The organism is Luteibacter sp. RCC_6_2 (assembly GCF_041360655.1).
GTDB lineage: Bacteria > Pseudomonadota > Gammaproteobacteria > Xanthomonadales > Rhodanobacteraceae > Luteibacter.
The window spans coordinates 149,225-164,619 of record NZ_JBFUPQ010000006.1; the positions used below are offsets into that span (position 1 = coordinate 149,225).

Sequence of the window (15,395 nt, forward strand, 5' to 3'; positions counted from 1 at the left end):
TCCACTCAGAGCCGGCCGTCCACCGCATCGCGCGGCAGCACGTATTTCACGTCGTAAACGACGGCACCGGGCTTGCCGAAGGCACGGATGCCCGCCGCCGCCATCTCGTGGAACTGCCGATGAGCGACGGCGATGACGATCGCGTCGTACGCGCCCGGCGCGGGCTCGGACACGGTCCGCACGCCGTAGGTCCGCTCGGCTTCGTCCGCGTCCACCCAGGGGTCGTGCACGTCGATCGTGGCGTTGTACGACTTCAGCGAGGCGATGATGTCGACCACGCGCGTGTTGCGCAGGTCCGGGCAGTTTTCCTTGAAGGCCAGGCCCAGCATGAGGACACGGGCGCCCACCGGATTCAGGCCCTTGCACACCATCAGGCGGATCACTTCGCCGGCGATGTACGGACCCATGCCGTCGTTGGTCCGGCGGCCGGCCAGGATCACATCCGGATGGTGGCCGACTTCCTGCGCCTTGTGCGTCAGGTAATACGGGTCGACGCCGATGCAGTGGCCACCCACCAGGCCAGGGCGGAACGGCAGGAAATTCCACTTCGTGCCGGCCGCCTCGAGCACTTCCAGCGTGTCGATGCCGAGCTTGTTGAAGAGGATGGCGAGGTCGTTGACCAGGGCGATGTTGAGGTCGCGCTGCGTGTTCTCGATGACCTTGGCCGCCTCGGCCACCTTGATGCGGCTGGCCTTGTACGTGCCCGCATCGATGATGCTCGCGTACAGCGCGTCGACGAAATCGGCCGCCTCGGGCGTGGAACCCGAAGTGACCTTGCGAATGGTATTGACCCGGTGCTGCTTGTCGCCGGGATTGATCCGCTCGGGACTGTAGCCGACGAAGAAATCCTCGTTGAAGACGAACCCCGAGACCCGCTCGAGGATGGGCACGCAGACTTCCTCGGTGCAACCGGGATAGACCGTGGACTCGTAGACCACGACATCGCCCTGCTCGAGCACCTTGCCCAGCGTTTCGCTCGCACGGATCAGGGGCGTGAGGTCCGGCCGCTTCGCGCTGTCGATCGGCGTGGGCACGGTCACGATGAAGACGTTGCACCCGCGCAGGTCGTCGAGGTCGCCGCTATAGGACAGCCGCCCGGCCCCCGCCAGCGACGCCTCGTCCACTTCCAGCGTGCGATCGATGCCGGCCCGCAGTTCCACTACGCGCGAGGCGTCGATATCGAAGCCGAGCGTGGCGTAACGCTTGCCGAACTCGACCGCGAGGGGCAAGCCCACATAGCCCAGCCCTATAACGCCGATCTTTACCGTGTCGAGTTGTCGCATCGGGCTTCCATCGAGGAGGTGCACGGCCTCCGCGGCATGGCGCCGACGGGCCGTAAAGCATGGAAGCCTAGCGGATCGCGCACGCGGGGCGCCAGACGGCACCCCCTGGGCGCCGCCTGGCGGGCTACCGGCTCAGCCGCCCTCGGCCGCCGGAAGCTCGTTCACGTCGCGGACGCTGTACACGTCGATGGCGTAAGGCGCCTTCGCGTCGCCCGTGGCCTTGAAACGGCCGAAGACGGTCGCATCGGCACGGGTGCCCTTGCCGGCGACGGTACGCCGGAACGCAGAGACATCGCGCTTGCGGGTGGAGCCGTCGTCCATGCTCAGGCTCACCGTGCCCTTGCACTGTGCGTCGGACAGCATGGTCACCTTGCCCTCGGTGGCGGCCACGCCGCGAACCGTGACCGTGGTGCCCACGTACCTGTCCGCCGTGCCCAGCACGGTGCAGATCGTGTCCGGCGGCGTCTCGTCCGACCGGGCCGCCGCGTTGCCCGCGACACATACCAGAATGAGGGCGACTCCCGTCGCCCGAACGAAAGTTACCGCGTTCATAGGCTTCCCCCTTGATACCGGTCCTCGCGGACCGCGCCGAATGGACGGCTAAACCAAGAAGAACGCGTTTACCGCGCACGGTCAATAAGAAAATTGGGCAGGTCCCGTGCGGATGCCGGGGCGATCAGCGGCCCTTCGAGAAGGCGTCGGCCGCCTTCACCAGCGCCGCCGTCGCCCGCCGGGTGGCCTCGGCCGTGACCTCGACTTCCCTCGCCGCCTCGTCCCAGGCACGCGCGTCGATGGCATCGCCGATGGCGGGCAGGGGCGCCACGTCCTCGCCTTCCTTGCGGCCTGGCGCCTGCAACAGGTGCCGGTACCAGGGACGCTGCGGAAGCCCGGACGCCTGCACGAACGAGGGTGCGACGTCGCGCAGCGCCCGGTTCACGGCGTCCCGCCGTTTCGGCGGAAGATCGCCCGTGGCGCCCGCGGCGCGGTCGTAGGCGCGTGCGGCGGCGAGCAGCCCGCGCTGCGCGTCACGCAGCGGTCCGAGATCGACCTCCTGCCAACGGTCGTCCTCCCTCGCAGGTGGCCGCAAGCCACGATACGCCACGTCCGCCAGCCGATAGGCGCCGCTGTCCACGAGCGTGTTGTGGCGAACCGAATCACGATGGGCCGTCGCCACGCCGGCCGCCAGCCGCTCGATATCCCGGCCCAGCGATTCCGCGAAGGCGGTGTAGCGCCAGGGCAGCACGTCGGCATTGGCCACGCGCAAGGCCAGGCGCAGGTTCGTGCGGGCCAGCAGGTTCACGTATTTCAGTCCGGGGTCGCCGAACCGTTGGTAGTGCGCGTAAGTGTCGTATAGCGAGTGGTAGACCGGGACGCTCTCTTCATCGCCGTCGCGGTCGTAGCCATAGCGCACGTGCAGCGAGGGGACACCGAGCCGGTGCGCGAAAGGCAGGTAGTCCGAACCGGTGCCGAGCCGCGGCGGCACGATCGGCCCCTCCACGTCCTTGCCCTTCTCCGCCGCATCCACGGTTCGCTTGGCCGCGCGGCGCTCCTGCACGCTGGCACCGGTTTCCGGATCGCGAAGATCCCCTGCCACCTCGTCGACCAGGGAGGCCAACGAAGGATCGCCGGCGGCGGAGAGAAAGCCGCGGCCCGTGGTGTCGTTGTTGAGGTAGAAGACCGCCTTGCGCGACAGCTCCGCCGCATGCCGTTCGGCCCACGCCTTCGACCCGAGGATGCCCAATTCCTCACCGTCCCAACTGGCGAAAACCAGCGTCCGCTTCGGCCGGATGCCGGCCTTGGCGAGTTCGCCGATGGCCCGTGCCTCGGCAAGCAAGGCCGTGGTTCCGGCCAGCGGGTCCCAGGCCCCGTACACCCAGGCATCGTGGTGTACCCCGCGGATCACCCACTCGTCCGGATGCTCGCTGCCGGGCAGGCTCGCGACGACGTTGTAGAGCGTGCGCCACTCCCATGGCGAGCGAACTTCCAGATGAACCTGCGCGTCGCCGCCGACGTGATAGGTCAAGGGCAACCCGCCCTGCCAGCGATTCGGCACGACCGGTCCACCCAGGGCGCGAAGGAAATGCTCGGCATCGCCGTAGCCGATCGTGACCACGGGAATCCGCAGGTCGCCGGTGCGTTTCTCGGCCTGGATGGTCTTCGCAGCCGATGCGTCCAGCACGCTGTCGATGCCGAGGGTGCCCCGCTGGACCGTGCGCGGAGTACGCCATGCGCCCGCCGGATAGACATCGCCTTTGGTGAAACCATCCGCTTCGGGGTCGGAATAAATCACGACGCCGACCGCGCCATGTTGTTGCGCCAGCCTCGGCTTCACCCATCGCCCGGCACCGCTGGACTTCACCAGCACCACCTTGCCGCTCACCGACTGGCCGGTGCGCTCGAGATCGTCGTAATCCTTCGACAGGCCTTCGTTGACGAAGATCAGCGGCGCATCCACCGCCCCGTCCGGGCTGTACGACTCCATGCCAGGAAGCACGCCTTCGCTGCGCTTCGTATCATCGTCGCCCTCGATGGCCGGCTCGGTGAAATCGGCCGCATAGCGATCGGCGCCGGTCAGGACGAGTTTCTGTACCGAGGGATAGGCCACGAGGACACGGACCGGTTCGACCGTCACCCGCCAGCCCCAATCGCGCAGGTTGGCGGCGATGAAATCCGCGTTCTCCTTGTCGTGCGGTGAGCCGACCTGGTTCGGTGCGGAGGTAAGGCGGCGCAACCATCCGTCGAGATCGGCCGTCTCGATGGATGCGTCGATACGCCGTTCCACGTCGCGTTCCGCCGCCGACGACACGGTGGTGAAGCCTGTCAACGGCGGTGCGGCCTGTGCCGCGATGGGTCCGGCTAGCGCCAGCAGGAGGACGGGGAGAAACACGCGCGGGTTCATCAGTTCCACCGGTAGGTCGCGCTGGCGTAGTAGTAGCGGCCGTTCCAGCTCAGCGGCGAGAACAGGCTGTACTTGAAATTGCCACCGGTGGAGTTGGCGAACTTCGTCTGCTCGGGCCGCGCGTTGAACGCATTGTCCGCTCCCGCCGTGAAGGTCCACTGGTCGATGGAGTAATCGGCCGAGAGGTCGAGGGTCCAGCGGTGATCGAAGTTCTGGTCGAGCGCGTTGCCGCTGTTGCTGTACACGGTGTAGTCGCCGTAGCGCTGCACGTTCGCGTGCCCGGCCCAGCGGCCATGCAGGTAGTCCAGGCCCACGTCCAGCTTCGTGCGCGGATTGGTATCGCCGAGCAGGCCGAGACGCTCGCGGCGCTCCACGCGCTGCACGGCCACGCCCAGTTCGTCGAGGATCGCCGGGTTCGGCTTGACCTTTGTCACCTCGTTCTCGTTGTACGCCCAGCCGACGGTGGTGTTGAGGCGGTCGCCGTTGGCGAAGTCGAAGGCGTACTGGCTCACGAAATCGAGTCCGCGCGTGCGCGTGTCCACTGCGTTGGTGAAATAGCGGATCGACTGGTAGTTCGCGTCCACGCCGTTCGCCGTGAGATAGGCATTCACGGTGGGGGTGTTCACCGGGATGTTCGACGAGAGGTTGATGCGATTGGTGATCTTGATCCAGTACGCGTCGACGCTCACGTTCCAGCCATCGAGCGGTTCCAGCGCGAGGCCCAGCGTGGCGCTGCGCGATTTTTCAGGCTTGAGCTTTTCGGCACCGAGCAGGCTTGCCGCCTGCGCGTCGACCGGGAAGGTGCCCGACTGCACGAGTACCTGGCCCTGCCCGAGATCCTGCAATTGCGAGGAGATATCGGCGTAATGCTGCTGGACCAGCGTCGGCGCACGGAATCCCGTACCCACGCTGCCGCGCAGCGCCACCCGCGGATTGAAGTCGAAGCGTCCGGACAACGAACCCGAGGTGGTGCCGCCGAAATCGCTGTAGTGCTCATGGCGGCCCGCCAGCGACAGCGCGAAGCGATCGGTCAGGTTCGTCTCCAGATCGATGTATTCCGACACGTCGTGCCGCTGCCAGTTGCCCCGCAAGTCGCCGGTGATGCCGCCGTTCGGACCGTACTGCGACACGGCGTCGCCCGGACTGACCTTGTAGCCCTGCCGCAGGTATTCCAGGCCGAAGGACACGCTCACGGGGTTGGGCAGCCACGACGGCGAGAATTCCTTGCCGATGTCGAGGTTGCCGGTCTGCTGGTTCGTCTTGTAGTCGGCTCCCTGGATGAAGAACGGGGTGTAGCCGAAGGCTCGGTACCAGTCCGCATTGATGGCGTGGCTGCGCTGGTCGTACTCGTTCGAGCCGTGCGTGGCCGAGAGGTCGTAATGCCAGCCTTCACCCAACTCGCCACGTATTCCGGCCGTGATGCTGGTGTCGTTGACGATGGGGATGCCGACGGGAAGGTAGCCGTTCGGATAGATCGCGATGACATTGGTGGAATCGCCACGATGGCGGTAAAGGCTGGCGGTCTCGTCACGGTCGCGCCGGTAGAGTGCCTCGACATACACCTCGACCGCCTTGCTGAAGGCATATTGCCCCACCAGCGACACCTTGTTCGACTGCACCGCCGGATCGCCCAGCCAGTACACCTTCTGGCCATACGTGCTGCCCACCGAGGCGGCGGTGCGGTCCCGGCCCGCGCGGTTTGTCCCATCGTTGTTCTGCGTATCGATGGCGACATGGATCGAGCCCTTGTCGCCCAGCTTGAAACCGGTATCGGCGGTGAGCTGGCGCTGCAAGCCGTCGCCGGCGTCGTAACCACCGAACTTCGCGGTGACCTGGCCGCCCTGTCCCGACTTCTTGAGGATCACGTTGATCACGCCGCCGATGGCGTCCGAGCCGTAGCGCGCGGACTGGCCATCGCGGAGCACCTCGATGCGCTCGATGGCGGACACGGGAATGGCGTTGAGATCCACCGGATTCGAACCGCGGCCGATGGCGCCACCGAGATTGAGGAACGCGCCGGTGTGTTGGCGCTTGCCGTCGATCAGCACCAGCACCTGGTCGGGGCTGAGGCCACGCAACGTCACCGGGCGAGCCACCTCGGCGCCGCTGATGGTGGTCGGCTGCGGAAAGTTCAGTGAAGGCACCAGCCGGGCCAGCGCCGCCGTGAGCTGGGTGGCACCGGTCTGTTGCAGCTGCTGCGGCGTGATGACGTCGATCGGCTGCAATGAGCTGGACACGGTGCGCTCGGTACTGCGCGTGCCGGTGACGATCACGGTATCGAGTTGGCTGGTGCGGGCGGCGTCCTGGGCGTGGAGCGCAGGCACCCCGAAGGCGGCGGCCAGGGCGAGGAACAAGGTATGGCGACGGCGACGGACGAGCGAATGCATGGGTGGATGTCCCCTGGACGATGAGCATGGGCGGCCATGCGGCAGCGATGCGTGAAGGCATGCCGGGACCATGACGCCGGAAAAACGGATGGAGTGGAGCCGCGGTCAGGCCGCGGAACGCGCCAGCGCCCGTGGCGCTAGGGGCGAGGCGTGCGGATCAGCCCGGTCGACAACGACAACAGCACGCACGCATCGCCGGACATCGCGGTGCGGCCGCGAGGATCGTCGGGATGGTGGTCATGTGCTGCGGGTGTGCGTTCACTGGAGGTGGGATCGCCTTGGTGGGAATCTCGCAAGCGGTATTTGTTGCACCGCAACGAACGTTTGTCAACTGCCCGTTCGGACGTCCAATCCGCCGCCGTGCCGGATGGGCGATACTGTCGCCCTCCCCCATCGAACACACCACCCATGACTTCGTACGACGACGATTTCGAGAATGAGCGCGACCCCGACGATGCGGAGGACGGCGACGACTCCGTCGAATCCCAGGTCTGGCACCTGTTGCTGCTCATCAATCCCGGCGACGAGGACGGCGCGATGCAGCAGTTCTCCGCCTATCGCGACGAAGTCGAGGAAGAAGGCGACGAGGACCCGATCCGCATCGTCGGCCGGGTGACGGACTGGCGCTCGGGCTTCGAAGTGGACGCCGACGATACGCGCGCACTGGTGGATGCGATCAAGGAACTGGCGAGCCGGTGGAACATCGACATCGACTGGGATGGCGATCCGGACGACGACGAGTTCCATGAGGACATCGACGGGGCGGAAATCTTCGCGCGTGCCTTCGACCAGTTGAACCAGCACGGCTATACGCTGTGGGCGCGCGAAGCGGACGACGATGTCTATGCCGGCTGGATCACCAGCTCGCGTGACGACGAGCAGATGCGCCTGGTGGCGACGCAACTGGGCATCAATCTTCGCCTCGGCAGCCAGGTGACCTGACTATCGTCTATCCGGACGGGCCGGCCAGCTTCTCCTTCAGCAGGTCGATGAAGGCACGTACTTTCACCGGGGGTTGCTTGCCCGGATAGACCGCGTACACGCCGCCCTCCGGAAGACGAAAACGAGGCAGCAAGGCCACGAGCCTGCCGGCCGCGATGTCCTCGTCGACGAGATAATCCGGAAGCACGGATATGCCCAGACCCGCCGCGACGAAGGCGTGCACGCCGAGCGTGTTGTTGGCGCTGGCCACGGTGCGTGTCTGCACGGTGTGTTCTTCCTCGTCGCCCGCGCTGGAGAATGTCCATCGGGTCGGCGAGGAAAGCACGGTAAGCGCGATCCAGGCATGCGCGGCGAGGTCCCCTGGTACCCTTGGCACGCCATGTTTCGCGACGTAGGCCGGCGAGGCGACGAGGCACTGGCGAAAGCTCGCCAGCTTCGCGGCTCGCAGGCTGGAGTCGCGCAGCCAGCCGATGCGGATCGACAAGTCGAAGCGCTCCGCGATGAGGTCGACGACGCTGTCGCTGGTCACCAGCTCCACCTTGACCTGCGGAAACCTCGCTGCGAAGTCGGCCAGCGCGGGTGCCACGATCGAGGGTCCGTGATCTCCGGCGGCCGCGACACGAAGGCTGCCCATCGGCGTGTCGCGGCACTCGCCCAGTTGCGCGATGGCCGCTTCCGCATCGGCGAGGACGCGGGCACAGTCCTCGTGGAAGCGCTCGCCGGCATCGGTCAGGGACATCCGACGCGTGCTGCGCACCACCAGTTGCACCCCGAGTTCTTCTTCCAGCTTCGCCAGGTGCTGGCTCACCATCGCCTTGGTGCTGCCCAGTTGCTGGGCGGCCGCGGTGAACGAGCCGGCCCGGACGAGCGTCACGAAGACGGCGAGACGGTTGAGGTTGACGTCGGCCATGCCGGCTCCCGGTCCATCGTAAAGTCGCACTTTACGATGAATCCATGGATTGCGCGTTTCTTGTGAACGATCAGAAGCGCATGCTAGCTCCATCCATTCCTGCGGAAGCCCCACCATGAAGATCGTCCTGTTCGGCGCCACCGGCAACCTTGGCAAGGTCATCCTCGACGAAGCCCTGGCCCGCGGTCACGCGGTCACCGCCGTCGTCCGCGATCCCGCACGCGTCGCCACGCGGCATGCCGCCCTGACCGTCGTGCAGGGCGATGTCTCCCGACCTGCCTCCTTCGCGGCCGCCCTTCCCGGTGCCGACGCCGCCATCGCCAGCCTCAACGACCATGCCGACCCGGCCAATGTGCCGAAGCAGGCCGCGGTCCTGCTGGATGCGCTGTCGTCGGCGGGAGTGCGCCGCTTCGCCTGGGTCGGCGGTGCCGGCAGCCTGGAGGTCGCCCCGGGAGTCCGCGTGATCGACGATGCCCATTTCCCCGCGGAGTGGAAGCCCTCGGCGAACGCGCAGGTCGAGGCGCTGGCGGTGTTCCGCGCCAGCAAGGCCGATATCGACTGGACCTATATCAGTCCGGCGGCGGTGATCGCGCCGGGCGAGCGCACGGGTTCCTACCGTGTGGGCGCCGACCAGTTGCTGGTGGATGCCGAAGGGAACAGCCGGATATCGATCGCCGATTTCGCCATCGGCGTGCTCGATCGCCTGGAAAAAGGGGATGCGGCGAAGAAGCGCGTTACTTTCGCGTACTGAGGGCCACCCCATCGCCGACAAGTCGGCTCCCACCATGCCCCGCTCTGGTGGGAGCCGACTTGTCGGCGATCCCGCGGCAGCGGGCCTGGACACCGACCGCTATACTCCCCGGGATGAACTACCGCCACGCCTTCCACGCCGGCAATTTTGCCGATGTCCTCAAGCACATGGTGCTCGTGGCCTTGATCGACTCGCTGAAGCAGAAAAGCTCCCCCTTCTGCTACATCGACACCCACGCCGGCCGCGGCCGCTACGACCTGCGCGGCGCCGAGGCCCGTAAAACCGCCGAATCCGACGAAGGCTTCGGCATCCTGAAGACCGCCAGCGGCCTGCCGCCGCTGCTGTGGAAGTGGCTGGACGTGGTGCGCGCCTGCAACGCCGGCGACGAATCGATGCGCTATTACCCGGGTTCGCCCTGGATCGCCGCGCACCTGATGCGCGAAGGCGACTCCGCCCAGCTCTGCGAATTGCAGGTTGGCGAATCGGACCAACTGCGCCAGCTTTTCCACCATGACCCGCGCGTGCACGTGCACCAGCGCGATGGCTACGAAGCCATGAAAGCCTTCGTGCCGCCGAAGGAAAAGCGCGGCCTCGTCCTCATCGACCCACCGTTCGAATCGCAGGAAATGGAGTTCCGGGTCATCGAGAAATCGCTCAAGGCGGCGATGGAGAAATGGCCTGGTGGCATCTATGCCATCTGGTACCCGATCAAGCTGCGCAGCCAGGTTCAGCCCTTCCACCGCTGGCTCGGCAAGAGCGGGGCGAAGCGCGTTCTGGTCGCCGAGGTGCTGCTGCGCCCTGACGATTCCCCGTTGCGCCTCAACGGCACCGGCGTGGCCATCGTGAACGCGCCGTGGAAGCTCGATGAAGTGCTACGCGACTCGTTGCGCGTGCTGCCCAAGTTGCTCGGTACCCCGGGCGAATCCGAATACCGGCTGACCTGGCTGGTCGAGGAGGGCAAGGATGAAGCGCCCGCCCACGGTCCGCAGTCGCCTCATTCAGTCCGAAGGCGGTAAAGTCGTCGCACACGCCAGGAGTCGACCCATGCGCCCGACCATCGTCCGTCTTGCCGTCCCTGCCGCCTTGCTGACCCTCGCCCTCACCGGCTGCGCGCCCGCGCCGATCTACAAGCCAACCGCGAGCAACGTCGCCGTGCCACCTGCCCAGGTCGCCCGCGAGCCGGAGCGCTACGGCAGCGCCGACGTGATCTGGGGCGGCCGCATCGTCAACGTGCGCAACTTCACCGACCACAGCGAAATCGAAGTGCTCGCCTACCCGCTCGACGGTTCGCAGCGCCCGAAAGCCAACGACACCGGCAACGGCCGTTTCATCGCGGCCATGCCCGGCTATGTCGAAAGCCTCGACTATCCCGCCGGATCGCTGGTGACCATCGCGGGCCGCCTCAACGGCACCCGCACCGGCAATGTCGGCCAGGCGCAATACACGTTTCCGCTCGTCTCGGTGAACCAGTCGCACGTGTGGACGGCCAAGGAAATGTCCGGCGGCCATCCCAACGTGAGCTTTGGCGTGGGCGTCGGCGTCATACGGTAAGATCTTGCGGTTAACCATCGCGGGACAGGGAATCACATGTCGGGACACGCCGATTCGAAGCGCGCGATCTTCCTCGCGCTCGGAGCCAATTTCGCCATCTTCATCGCCAAGCTGGTCGCGGCGATCTTCACCGGCTCGGGCGCGATGCTCGCCGAGGCCGTGCATTCGCTCGCCGACTGCGGCAACCAGGGCCTGCTGCTCCTGGGCATGCGCCAGGCGAAGCGGCCGCCCTCGCCGGACTACCCGCTAGGCTGGGGCCGCGCCCTGTATTTCTGGTCGTTCCTCGTGGCGATCCTGCTCTTCAGCGTGGGCGGCATGTTCTCGATCTACGAGGGCGTGCATAAGCTGACCCATCCGGAGCCCCTGAAATGGGCCTGGCTGGCCGTCGGCGTGCTGGCGTTCTCCATCGTCACGGAAGGCGTTTCCATGCATGGCTGCATGCAGGAAGTGAACAAGGCCCGTGATGGCCGCACGATCTGGCAATGGTTCCGCGAGACCCGCGCCAGCGAATTGCTGGTGATCTTCGGCGAAGACCTGGCCGCGCTGATCGGCCTCTGCCTGGCCCTGCTCGCGGTCGTGCTCACCATGGTCACGGGCAACCTGTTCTTCGACGCGCTCGGCACGATCGCCATCGGCGTCCTGTTGATCGTGGTCGCCGTGGCGGTCGCCATCGAGGTGAAGGCCTTGCTGATCGGCCAGGGCGTGGAGCCGAAACAGCGTGCCGCGATGGTCGCCTTCCTCGAGGCCCGCCCCGAGATCGATACCGTCTATAACGTGCTCACCTTGCAGATGGGCACCGACGTCATGGTGGCGATCAAGGCGAAAATGGCCGCCGCGCCGACCGCCCGGGCCATGATCGAGGCGATCAACATCGTCGAAGCCGACTTCAAGGCCGAGTTCAAGGACGTGCGCTGGAGCTTCTTCGAGCCCGACTACGCCGACTGAGTCCAGGACGCACAAGGAGCCTTCACGGGCAGGTAGTACAATCGACGGCTTGTCCGCAAGGCTCCTGCCCGACTCCATGCCCGTAGCGCTTCCTCGCCCCCCGCTCCCCGTCAACGCCAAGACCCGCCGTTACTGGGCCGTCCCCCACGGTTCGTCCTGGGCGCTCGAGATCGCTGAGGCGGCACGCGCCCATGACGGCCTGCTGGTCGTGGTGGCACGCGACGCCCGCAGCGCCGACAACCTCGAAAGCGAACTGGCCGTCTTCGCCGGCGAGTTGCCGGTGTTGCACTTTCCGGATTGGGAGACCCTGCCCTACGACGTCTTCAGCCCGCATCCGGAAGTGGTGTCGCAGCGTATCGCCACGCTGTACCGGCTGCCCAGCACGCGGCGTGGCGTGCTCGTGGTGCCCGTCGCCACGCTGATGCAGCGGATCGCGCCGCGCACGCACATCACAGGCTCCGGCCTGGTACTGCGCAAGGGACAGAAACTCGATCTCATCGCCGAGCAGCGCCGGCTCGAAGCCGCGGGCTACCGAAACGTGCCGCAGGTGAGCGAACCGGGCGATTTCGCGGTGCGCGGGGCGCTGATCGACATCTACGCCATGGGCGCGAGCGAGCCCTATCGCGTGGAGCTGTTCGACGACGAAGTGGAATCGATCCGCACCTTCGACACCGAGACCCAGCGCTCCCAGCATCAGGTGGAGGGCGTGGACCTGCTGCCCGCGCGCGAATTCCCGCTGACCGAGGACGCCGCGAAGAACTTCCGCAGCAACCTGCGCGAGCGCTTTCCGATCGACATCCGACGCTGCCCGCTGTACCAGGACATGAAGGAAGGCGTCACGCCCGGCGGCATCGAGTATTACCTGCCCCTGTTCTACCCGGCCACCGAGACCCTGTTCGACTACATCGCCGGCGACGCGATGTTCGTGCTGGGCGAAGGCGCGCTGGAATCGTCCGAGCAGTTCTGGACGCAGACCACCGAGCGTTACGACCAGCGTGCGCACGACATCGAGCGCCCGGTACTGCCGCCGAACGAGATCTACCTGCCGCCGGAGCATCTGCGTGAGCGCTTGAACAAGCAGGTTCGCGTGGACGTGGTCTCGAAGGATCACGAGCACGCCGTGGACCTGGGCACGCTGCCCGCCCCCGACGTACCGTTGAACCGCAAGGGCGAGGAACCGGGCACGGCGTTGCGCCACTTCCTCGCCAGCTACCCCGGCCGCGTCCTCATCGCCGCCGATTCGGCGGGTCGCCGCGAGGCACTGATCGAGCAGCTGGCCGGCGCGGGCTTGAAGCCGGTGAACGTGGACGGCTGGAAGGACTTCCTCGCGCGCGGCGAATCGCTGGCGATCACCGCCGCCTCGCTCGAACAGGGTTTCGCGCTGGCCAAGCCGGCGCTCACGGTGCTCACCGAGCGCGAGTTGTTCGGCGAGCGCGTCCGCACGGACCGCAAGCGACGCGCCGGGGCGGCACGCGATCCCGAAAGCATCATCAAGGATCTCACCGAACTGTCCATCGGCTCGCCCATCGTGCACATCGATCACGGTGTGGGCCGCTACCAGGGCCTCGTATCGCTCGATGTCGGCGACATGCCCGGCGAATTTCTCACCATCGAGTACGCCAAGGGCGACAAGCTCTACGTTCCCGTGGCCCAGCTGGGCCTGGTAAGCCGTTACACGGGCACCGCGCCGGAACTGGCGCCACTGCATTCGCTCGGCGGCGACGCCTGGGAACGGGCGCGCAAGCGTGCCGCCGAGAAGGTGCGCGACGTCGCGGCGGAGCTGCTGGCGATCTACGCACAGCGCGAGGCTCGCCAGGGCGAGTCCCTGTCGGTCGACCGGCAGATGATCGAGGAATTCGCGGCGACCTTCCCCTTCGAGGAAACGGCGGACCAGCAAGCGGCGATCGATGCCGTCATCACCGATCTCGCCGCACCGCGTGCCATGGACCGCGTCGTCTGCGGCGATGTCGGCTTCGGCAAGACGGAGGTGGCGCTGCGTGCCGCGTTCGCCGCCGCGACCGCCGGCAAACAGGTGGCCGTGCTGGTGCCGACCACCCTGCTCGCCCAGCAGCATTACCGCAACTTCGCCGACCGCTTCGCCGACTGGCCCGTGCGGGTGGACGTGCTTTCACGCTTCAAGTCGAAGAAGGAAGTGGACCTCGCCCTCGAACGGCTGGCGGACGGCCAGGTGGACGTGATGGTCGGCACCCACAAGCTGCTCCAGTCCGACATCCGTTTCAAGAACCTCGGGCTCGTCATCGTCGACGAAGAGCAGCGTTTCGGCGTGCGCCAGAAGGAACAGCTGAAGAAGCTGCGCGCCGAGGTCGACCTGCTCACCCTCACCGCCACGCCGATCCCGCGCACCTTGAACATGGCGATGAGCGGCTTGCGCGATCTTTCCATCATCGCCACGCCGCCCGCGCATCGCACCGCCGTGCGCACGTTGATCTCCACGTATCAACCGGCGCTCATCCGCGAGGCGATCCAGCGCGAGCTGGCCCGTGGCGGCCAGGTGTATTTCCTGCATAACGAAGTGGAGTCGATCGAGCGCACGGCACGTGAACTGGCCGAACTCGTTCCCGAAGCACGCATCCGCGTCGCGCACGGGCAGATGCCCGAGCGCGAACTGGAACAGGTGATGGCCGATTTCCATCGCCAGCGGTTCAATGTGCTGGTGTCCACCACCATCATCGAATCGGGCATCGACATTCCCACGGCGAATACGATCGTCGTGAACCGTGCCGACCGTTTCGGCCTCGCCCAGCTGCACCAGCTGCGTGGCCGGGTAGGACGCTCGCACCACCGCGCCTATGCCTACCTCATCGTGCCCGACCGCCGCTCGATGACGGCGGACGCCGAGAAGCGCCTGGAAGCCCTGGCATCGCTGGAAGAACTCGGCGCAGGGTTCACCCTCGCCACGCACGACCTGGAAATCCGTGGCGCCGGCGAAATGCTCGGTGAGGAGCAGTCGGGGCAGATCCAGGAAATCGGCTTCGGCCTCTACACGGAATTGCTCGATCGCGCGGTGCGTGCGTTGAAGTCCGGCAAGGTGCCCGACTTCGACCTCACTTCCGAGCACGAGACCGAAGTGGAACTGCACCTGCCCGCGCTGATCCCCGAAGATTACCTGCCCGATGTGCACACGCGCCTGACGCTGTACAAGCGCATCGCCAGCGCGCGGAACGAAGATGGCCTGCGCGAGTTGCAGGTGGAGATGATCGATCGCTTCGGCCTGCTGCCCGACCAGACGAAGTGCCTGTTCGCGGTGGCCCAACTGAAGCTGATGGCGACGCCGCTGGGTATCCGCAAGCTCGACTTCGGCGCCAACGGTGGCCGCGTCACCTTCCGCGAAAAGCCGGACATCGATCCGATGGCCCTCATCAAGCTGATCCAGCAGCAGCCGAGGGTGTTCAAGATGGACGGCCAGGACAAGCTGCGCGTCATCCTGGAGCTTCCCGGGTCGGCGGAGCGCATTCGCACGGCGCAGGATGTACTGGTGGCGTTGGGGGCACCGCGGCCGGGCTGAAGCCGCGGCCGGACTGAATCGCTGTGGCTGGCCCGAATCGCCGACAGGGTCGGCTCCCACCAGGCTTAAAGCATCGCCGACAAAGTCGGCTCCCACAGGGTTGAGGTATCGCTGCTAGCCCGGTGCGGGCCGACCCTATCGGCGATTCAAGATGTTGTGGGAGCCGACCCGATGGCGATTCAGGATGTTGTGGGAGCCGAC

The 15,395-nt window shown here is 66.5% G+C and carries 11 protein-coding genes; 6 read left to right on the plus strand and 5 right to left on the minus strand.

Annotation, left to right across the window (positions count from 1 at the left end):
• Positions 1-5 precede the first annotated feature (5 nt).
• From tviB to AB6730_RS08380, 4 genes are all read right to left on the minus strand, one after another.
• Positions 6-1,283 (minus strand): Vi polysaccharide biosynthesis UDP-N-acetylglucosamine C-6 dehydrogenase TviB, encoded by a 1,278-nt coding sequence (gene tviB / locus AB6730_RS08365; RefSeq protein ID WP_371023191.1) that lies wholly within the window; start codon positions 1,281-1,283, stop codon positions 6-8.
• A gap of 132 nt (positions 1,284-1,415) precedes the next feature.
• Positions 1,416-1,835, minus strand: coding sequence for a hypothetical protein (locus AB6730_RS08370; protein WP_371023192.1), 420 nt, complete (start codon positions 1,833-1,835; stop codon positions 1,416-1,418).
• A gap of 124 nt (positions 1,836-1,959) precedes the next feature.
• Positions 1,960-4,182, minus strand: a complete 2,223-nt coding sequence (locus AB6730_RS08375; protein ID WP_371023193.1) for a M28 family peptidase — start codon at positions 4,180-4,182, stop codon at positions 1,960-1,962.
• Positions 4,182-6,569: a TonB-dependent receptor plug domain-containing protein gene (locus AB6730_RS08380; RefSeq protein WP_371023194.1), complete on the minus strand. Its 2,388-nt coding sequence runs from the start codon at positions 6,567-6,569 to the stop codon at positions 4,182-4,184. The genes AB6730_RS08375 and AB6730_RS08380 overlap by 1 nt, the downstream gene beginning before the upstream one ends.
• Before the next feature lie 408 nt (positions 6,570-6,977).
• On the opposite strand from AB6730_RS08380, the gene AB6730_RS08385 reads away from it, so the two are divergent.
• A complete protein-coding gene (locus AB6730_RS08385) occupies positions 6,978-7,511 on the plus strand; it encodes a hypothetical protein (RefSeq protein ID WP_371023195.1) in 534 nt (177 codons plus the stop codon).
• A gap of 7 nt (positions 7,512-7,518) precedes the next feature.
• On the opposite strand, the gene AB6730_RS08390 is transcribed toward AB6730_RS08385, so the two are convergent.
• Entirely contained in the window at positions 7,519-8,421 is a 903-nt protein-coding gene (locus AB6730_RS08390) for a LysR family transcriptional regulator (protein ID WP_371023196.1), read from the minus strand.
• A 115-nt stretch (positions 8,422-8,536) separates the two neighbouring features.
• Between AB6730_RS08390 and AB6730_RS08395 the strand changes: the two genes are divergently transcribed.
• The 5 genes from AB6730_RS08395 (at position 8,537) to mfd (ending at position 15,194) form a co-directional block, all read left to right on the plus strand.
• Positions 8,537-9,172 (plus strand): NAD(P)-dependent oxidoreductase, encoded by a 636-nt coding sequence (locus AB6730_RS08395; RefSeq protein WP_371023197.1) that lies wholly within the window; start codon positions 8,537-8,539, stop codon positions 9,170-9,172.
• Positions 9,173-9,285: 113 nt separating this feature from the next.
• Positions 9,286-10,188, plus strand: coding sequence for a 23S rRNA (adenine(2030)-N(6))-methyltransferase RlmJ (locus tag AB6730_RS08400; RefSeq protein ID WP_371023198.1), 903 nt, complete (start codon positions 9,286-9,288; stop codon positions 10,186-10,188).
• A 28-nt stretch (positions 10,189-10,216) separates the two neighbouring features.
• A complete protein-coding gene (locus AB6730_RS08405; protein ID WP_371023199.1) occupies positions 10,217-10,723 on the plus strand; it encodes a Slp family lipoprotein in 507 nt (168 codons plus the stop codon).
• A gap of 36 nt (positions 10,724-10,759) precedes the next feature.
• Complete coding sequence (locus AB6730_RS08410) at positions 10,760-11,668, plus strand: cation diffusion facilitator family transporter (RefSeq protein ID WP_371023200.1); 909 nt, start codon at positions 10,760-10,762, stop codon at positions 11,666-11,668.
• A gap of 76 nt (positions 11,669-11,744) precedes the next feature.
• Positions 11,745-15,194 (plus strand): transcription-repair coupling factor, encoded by a 3,450-nt coding sequence (gene mfd, locus AB6730_RS08415; protein WP_371023201.1) that lies wholly within the window; start codon positions 11,745-11,747, stop codon positions 15,192-15,194.
• The last annotated feature ends 201 nt before the right edge of the window (positions 15,195-15,395 follow it).

Excerpts from the sequence above, each read along its gene's own strand:
- tviB (WP_371023191.1), bottom strand. The coding sequence starts at position 1,283 with ATGCGACAACTCGACACGGTAAAGATCGGCGTTATAGGGCTGGGCTAT.
- AB6730_RS08370 (WP_371023192.1), bottom strand. The coding sequence starts at position 1,835 with ATGAACGCGGTAACTTTCGTTCGGGCGACGGGAGTCGCCCTCATTCTG.
- AB6730_RS08375 (WP_371023193.1), bottom strand. The coding sequence starts at position 4,182 with ATGAACCCGCGCGTGTTTCTCCCCGTCCTCCTGCTGGCGCTAGCCGGA.
- AB6730_RS08380 (WP_371023194.1), bottom strand. The coding sequence starts at position 6,569 with ATGCATTCGCTCGTCCGTCGCCGTCGCCATACCTTGTTCCTCGCCCTG.
- AB6730_RS08385 (WP_371023195.1), top strand. The coding sequence starts at position 6,978 with ATGACTTCGTACGACGACGATTTCGAGAATGAGCGCGACCCCGACGAT.
- AB6730_RS08390 (WP_371023196.1), bottom strand. The coding sequence starts at position 8,421 with ATGGCCGACGTCAACCTCAACCGTCTCGCCGTCTTCGTGACGCTCGTC.
- AB6730_RS08395 (WP_371023197.1), top strand. The coding sequence starts at position 8,537 with ATGAAGATCGTCCTGTTCGGCGCCACCGGCAACCTTGGCAAGGTCATC.
- AB6730_RS08400 (WP_371023198.1), top strand. The coding sequence starts at position 9,286 with ATGAACTACCGCCACGCCTTCCACGCCGGCAATTTTGCCGATGTCCTC.
- AB6730_RS08405 (WP_371023199.1), top strand. The coding sequence starts at position 10,217 with ATGCGCCCGACCATCGTCCGTCTTGCCGTCCCTGCCGCCTTGCTGACC.
- AB6730_RS08410 (WP_371023200.1), top strand. The coding sequence starts at position 10,760 with ATGTCGGGACACGCCGATTCGAAGCGCGCGATCTTCCTCGCGCTCGGA.
- mfd (WP_371023201.1), top strand. The coding sequence starts at position 11,745 with ATGCCCGTAGCGCTTCCTCGCCCCCCGCTCCCCGTCAACGCCAAGACC.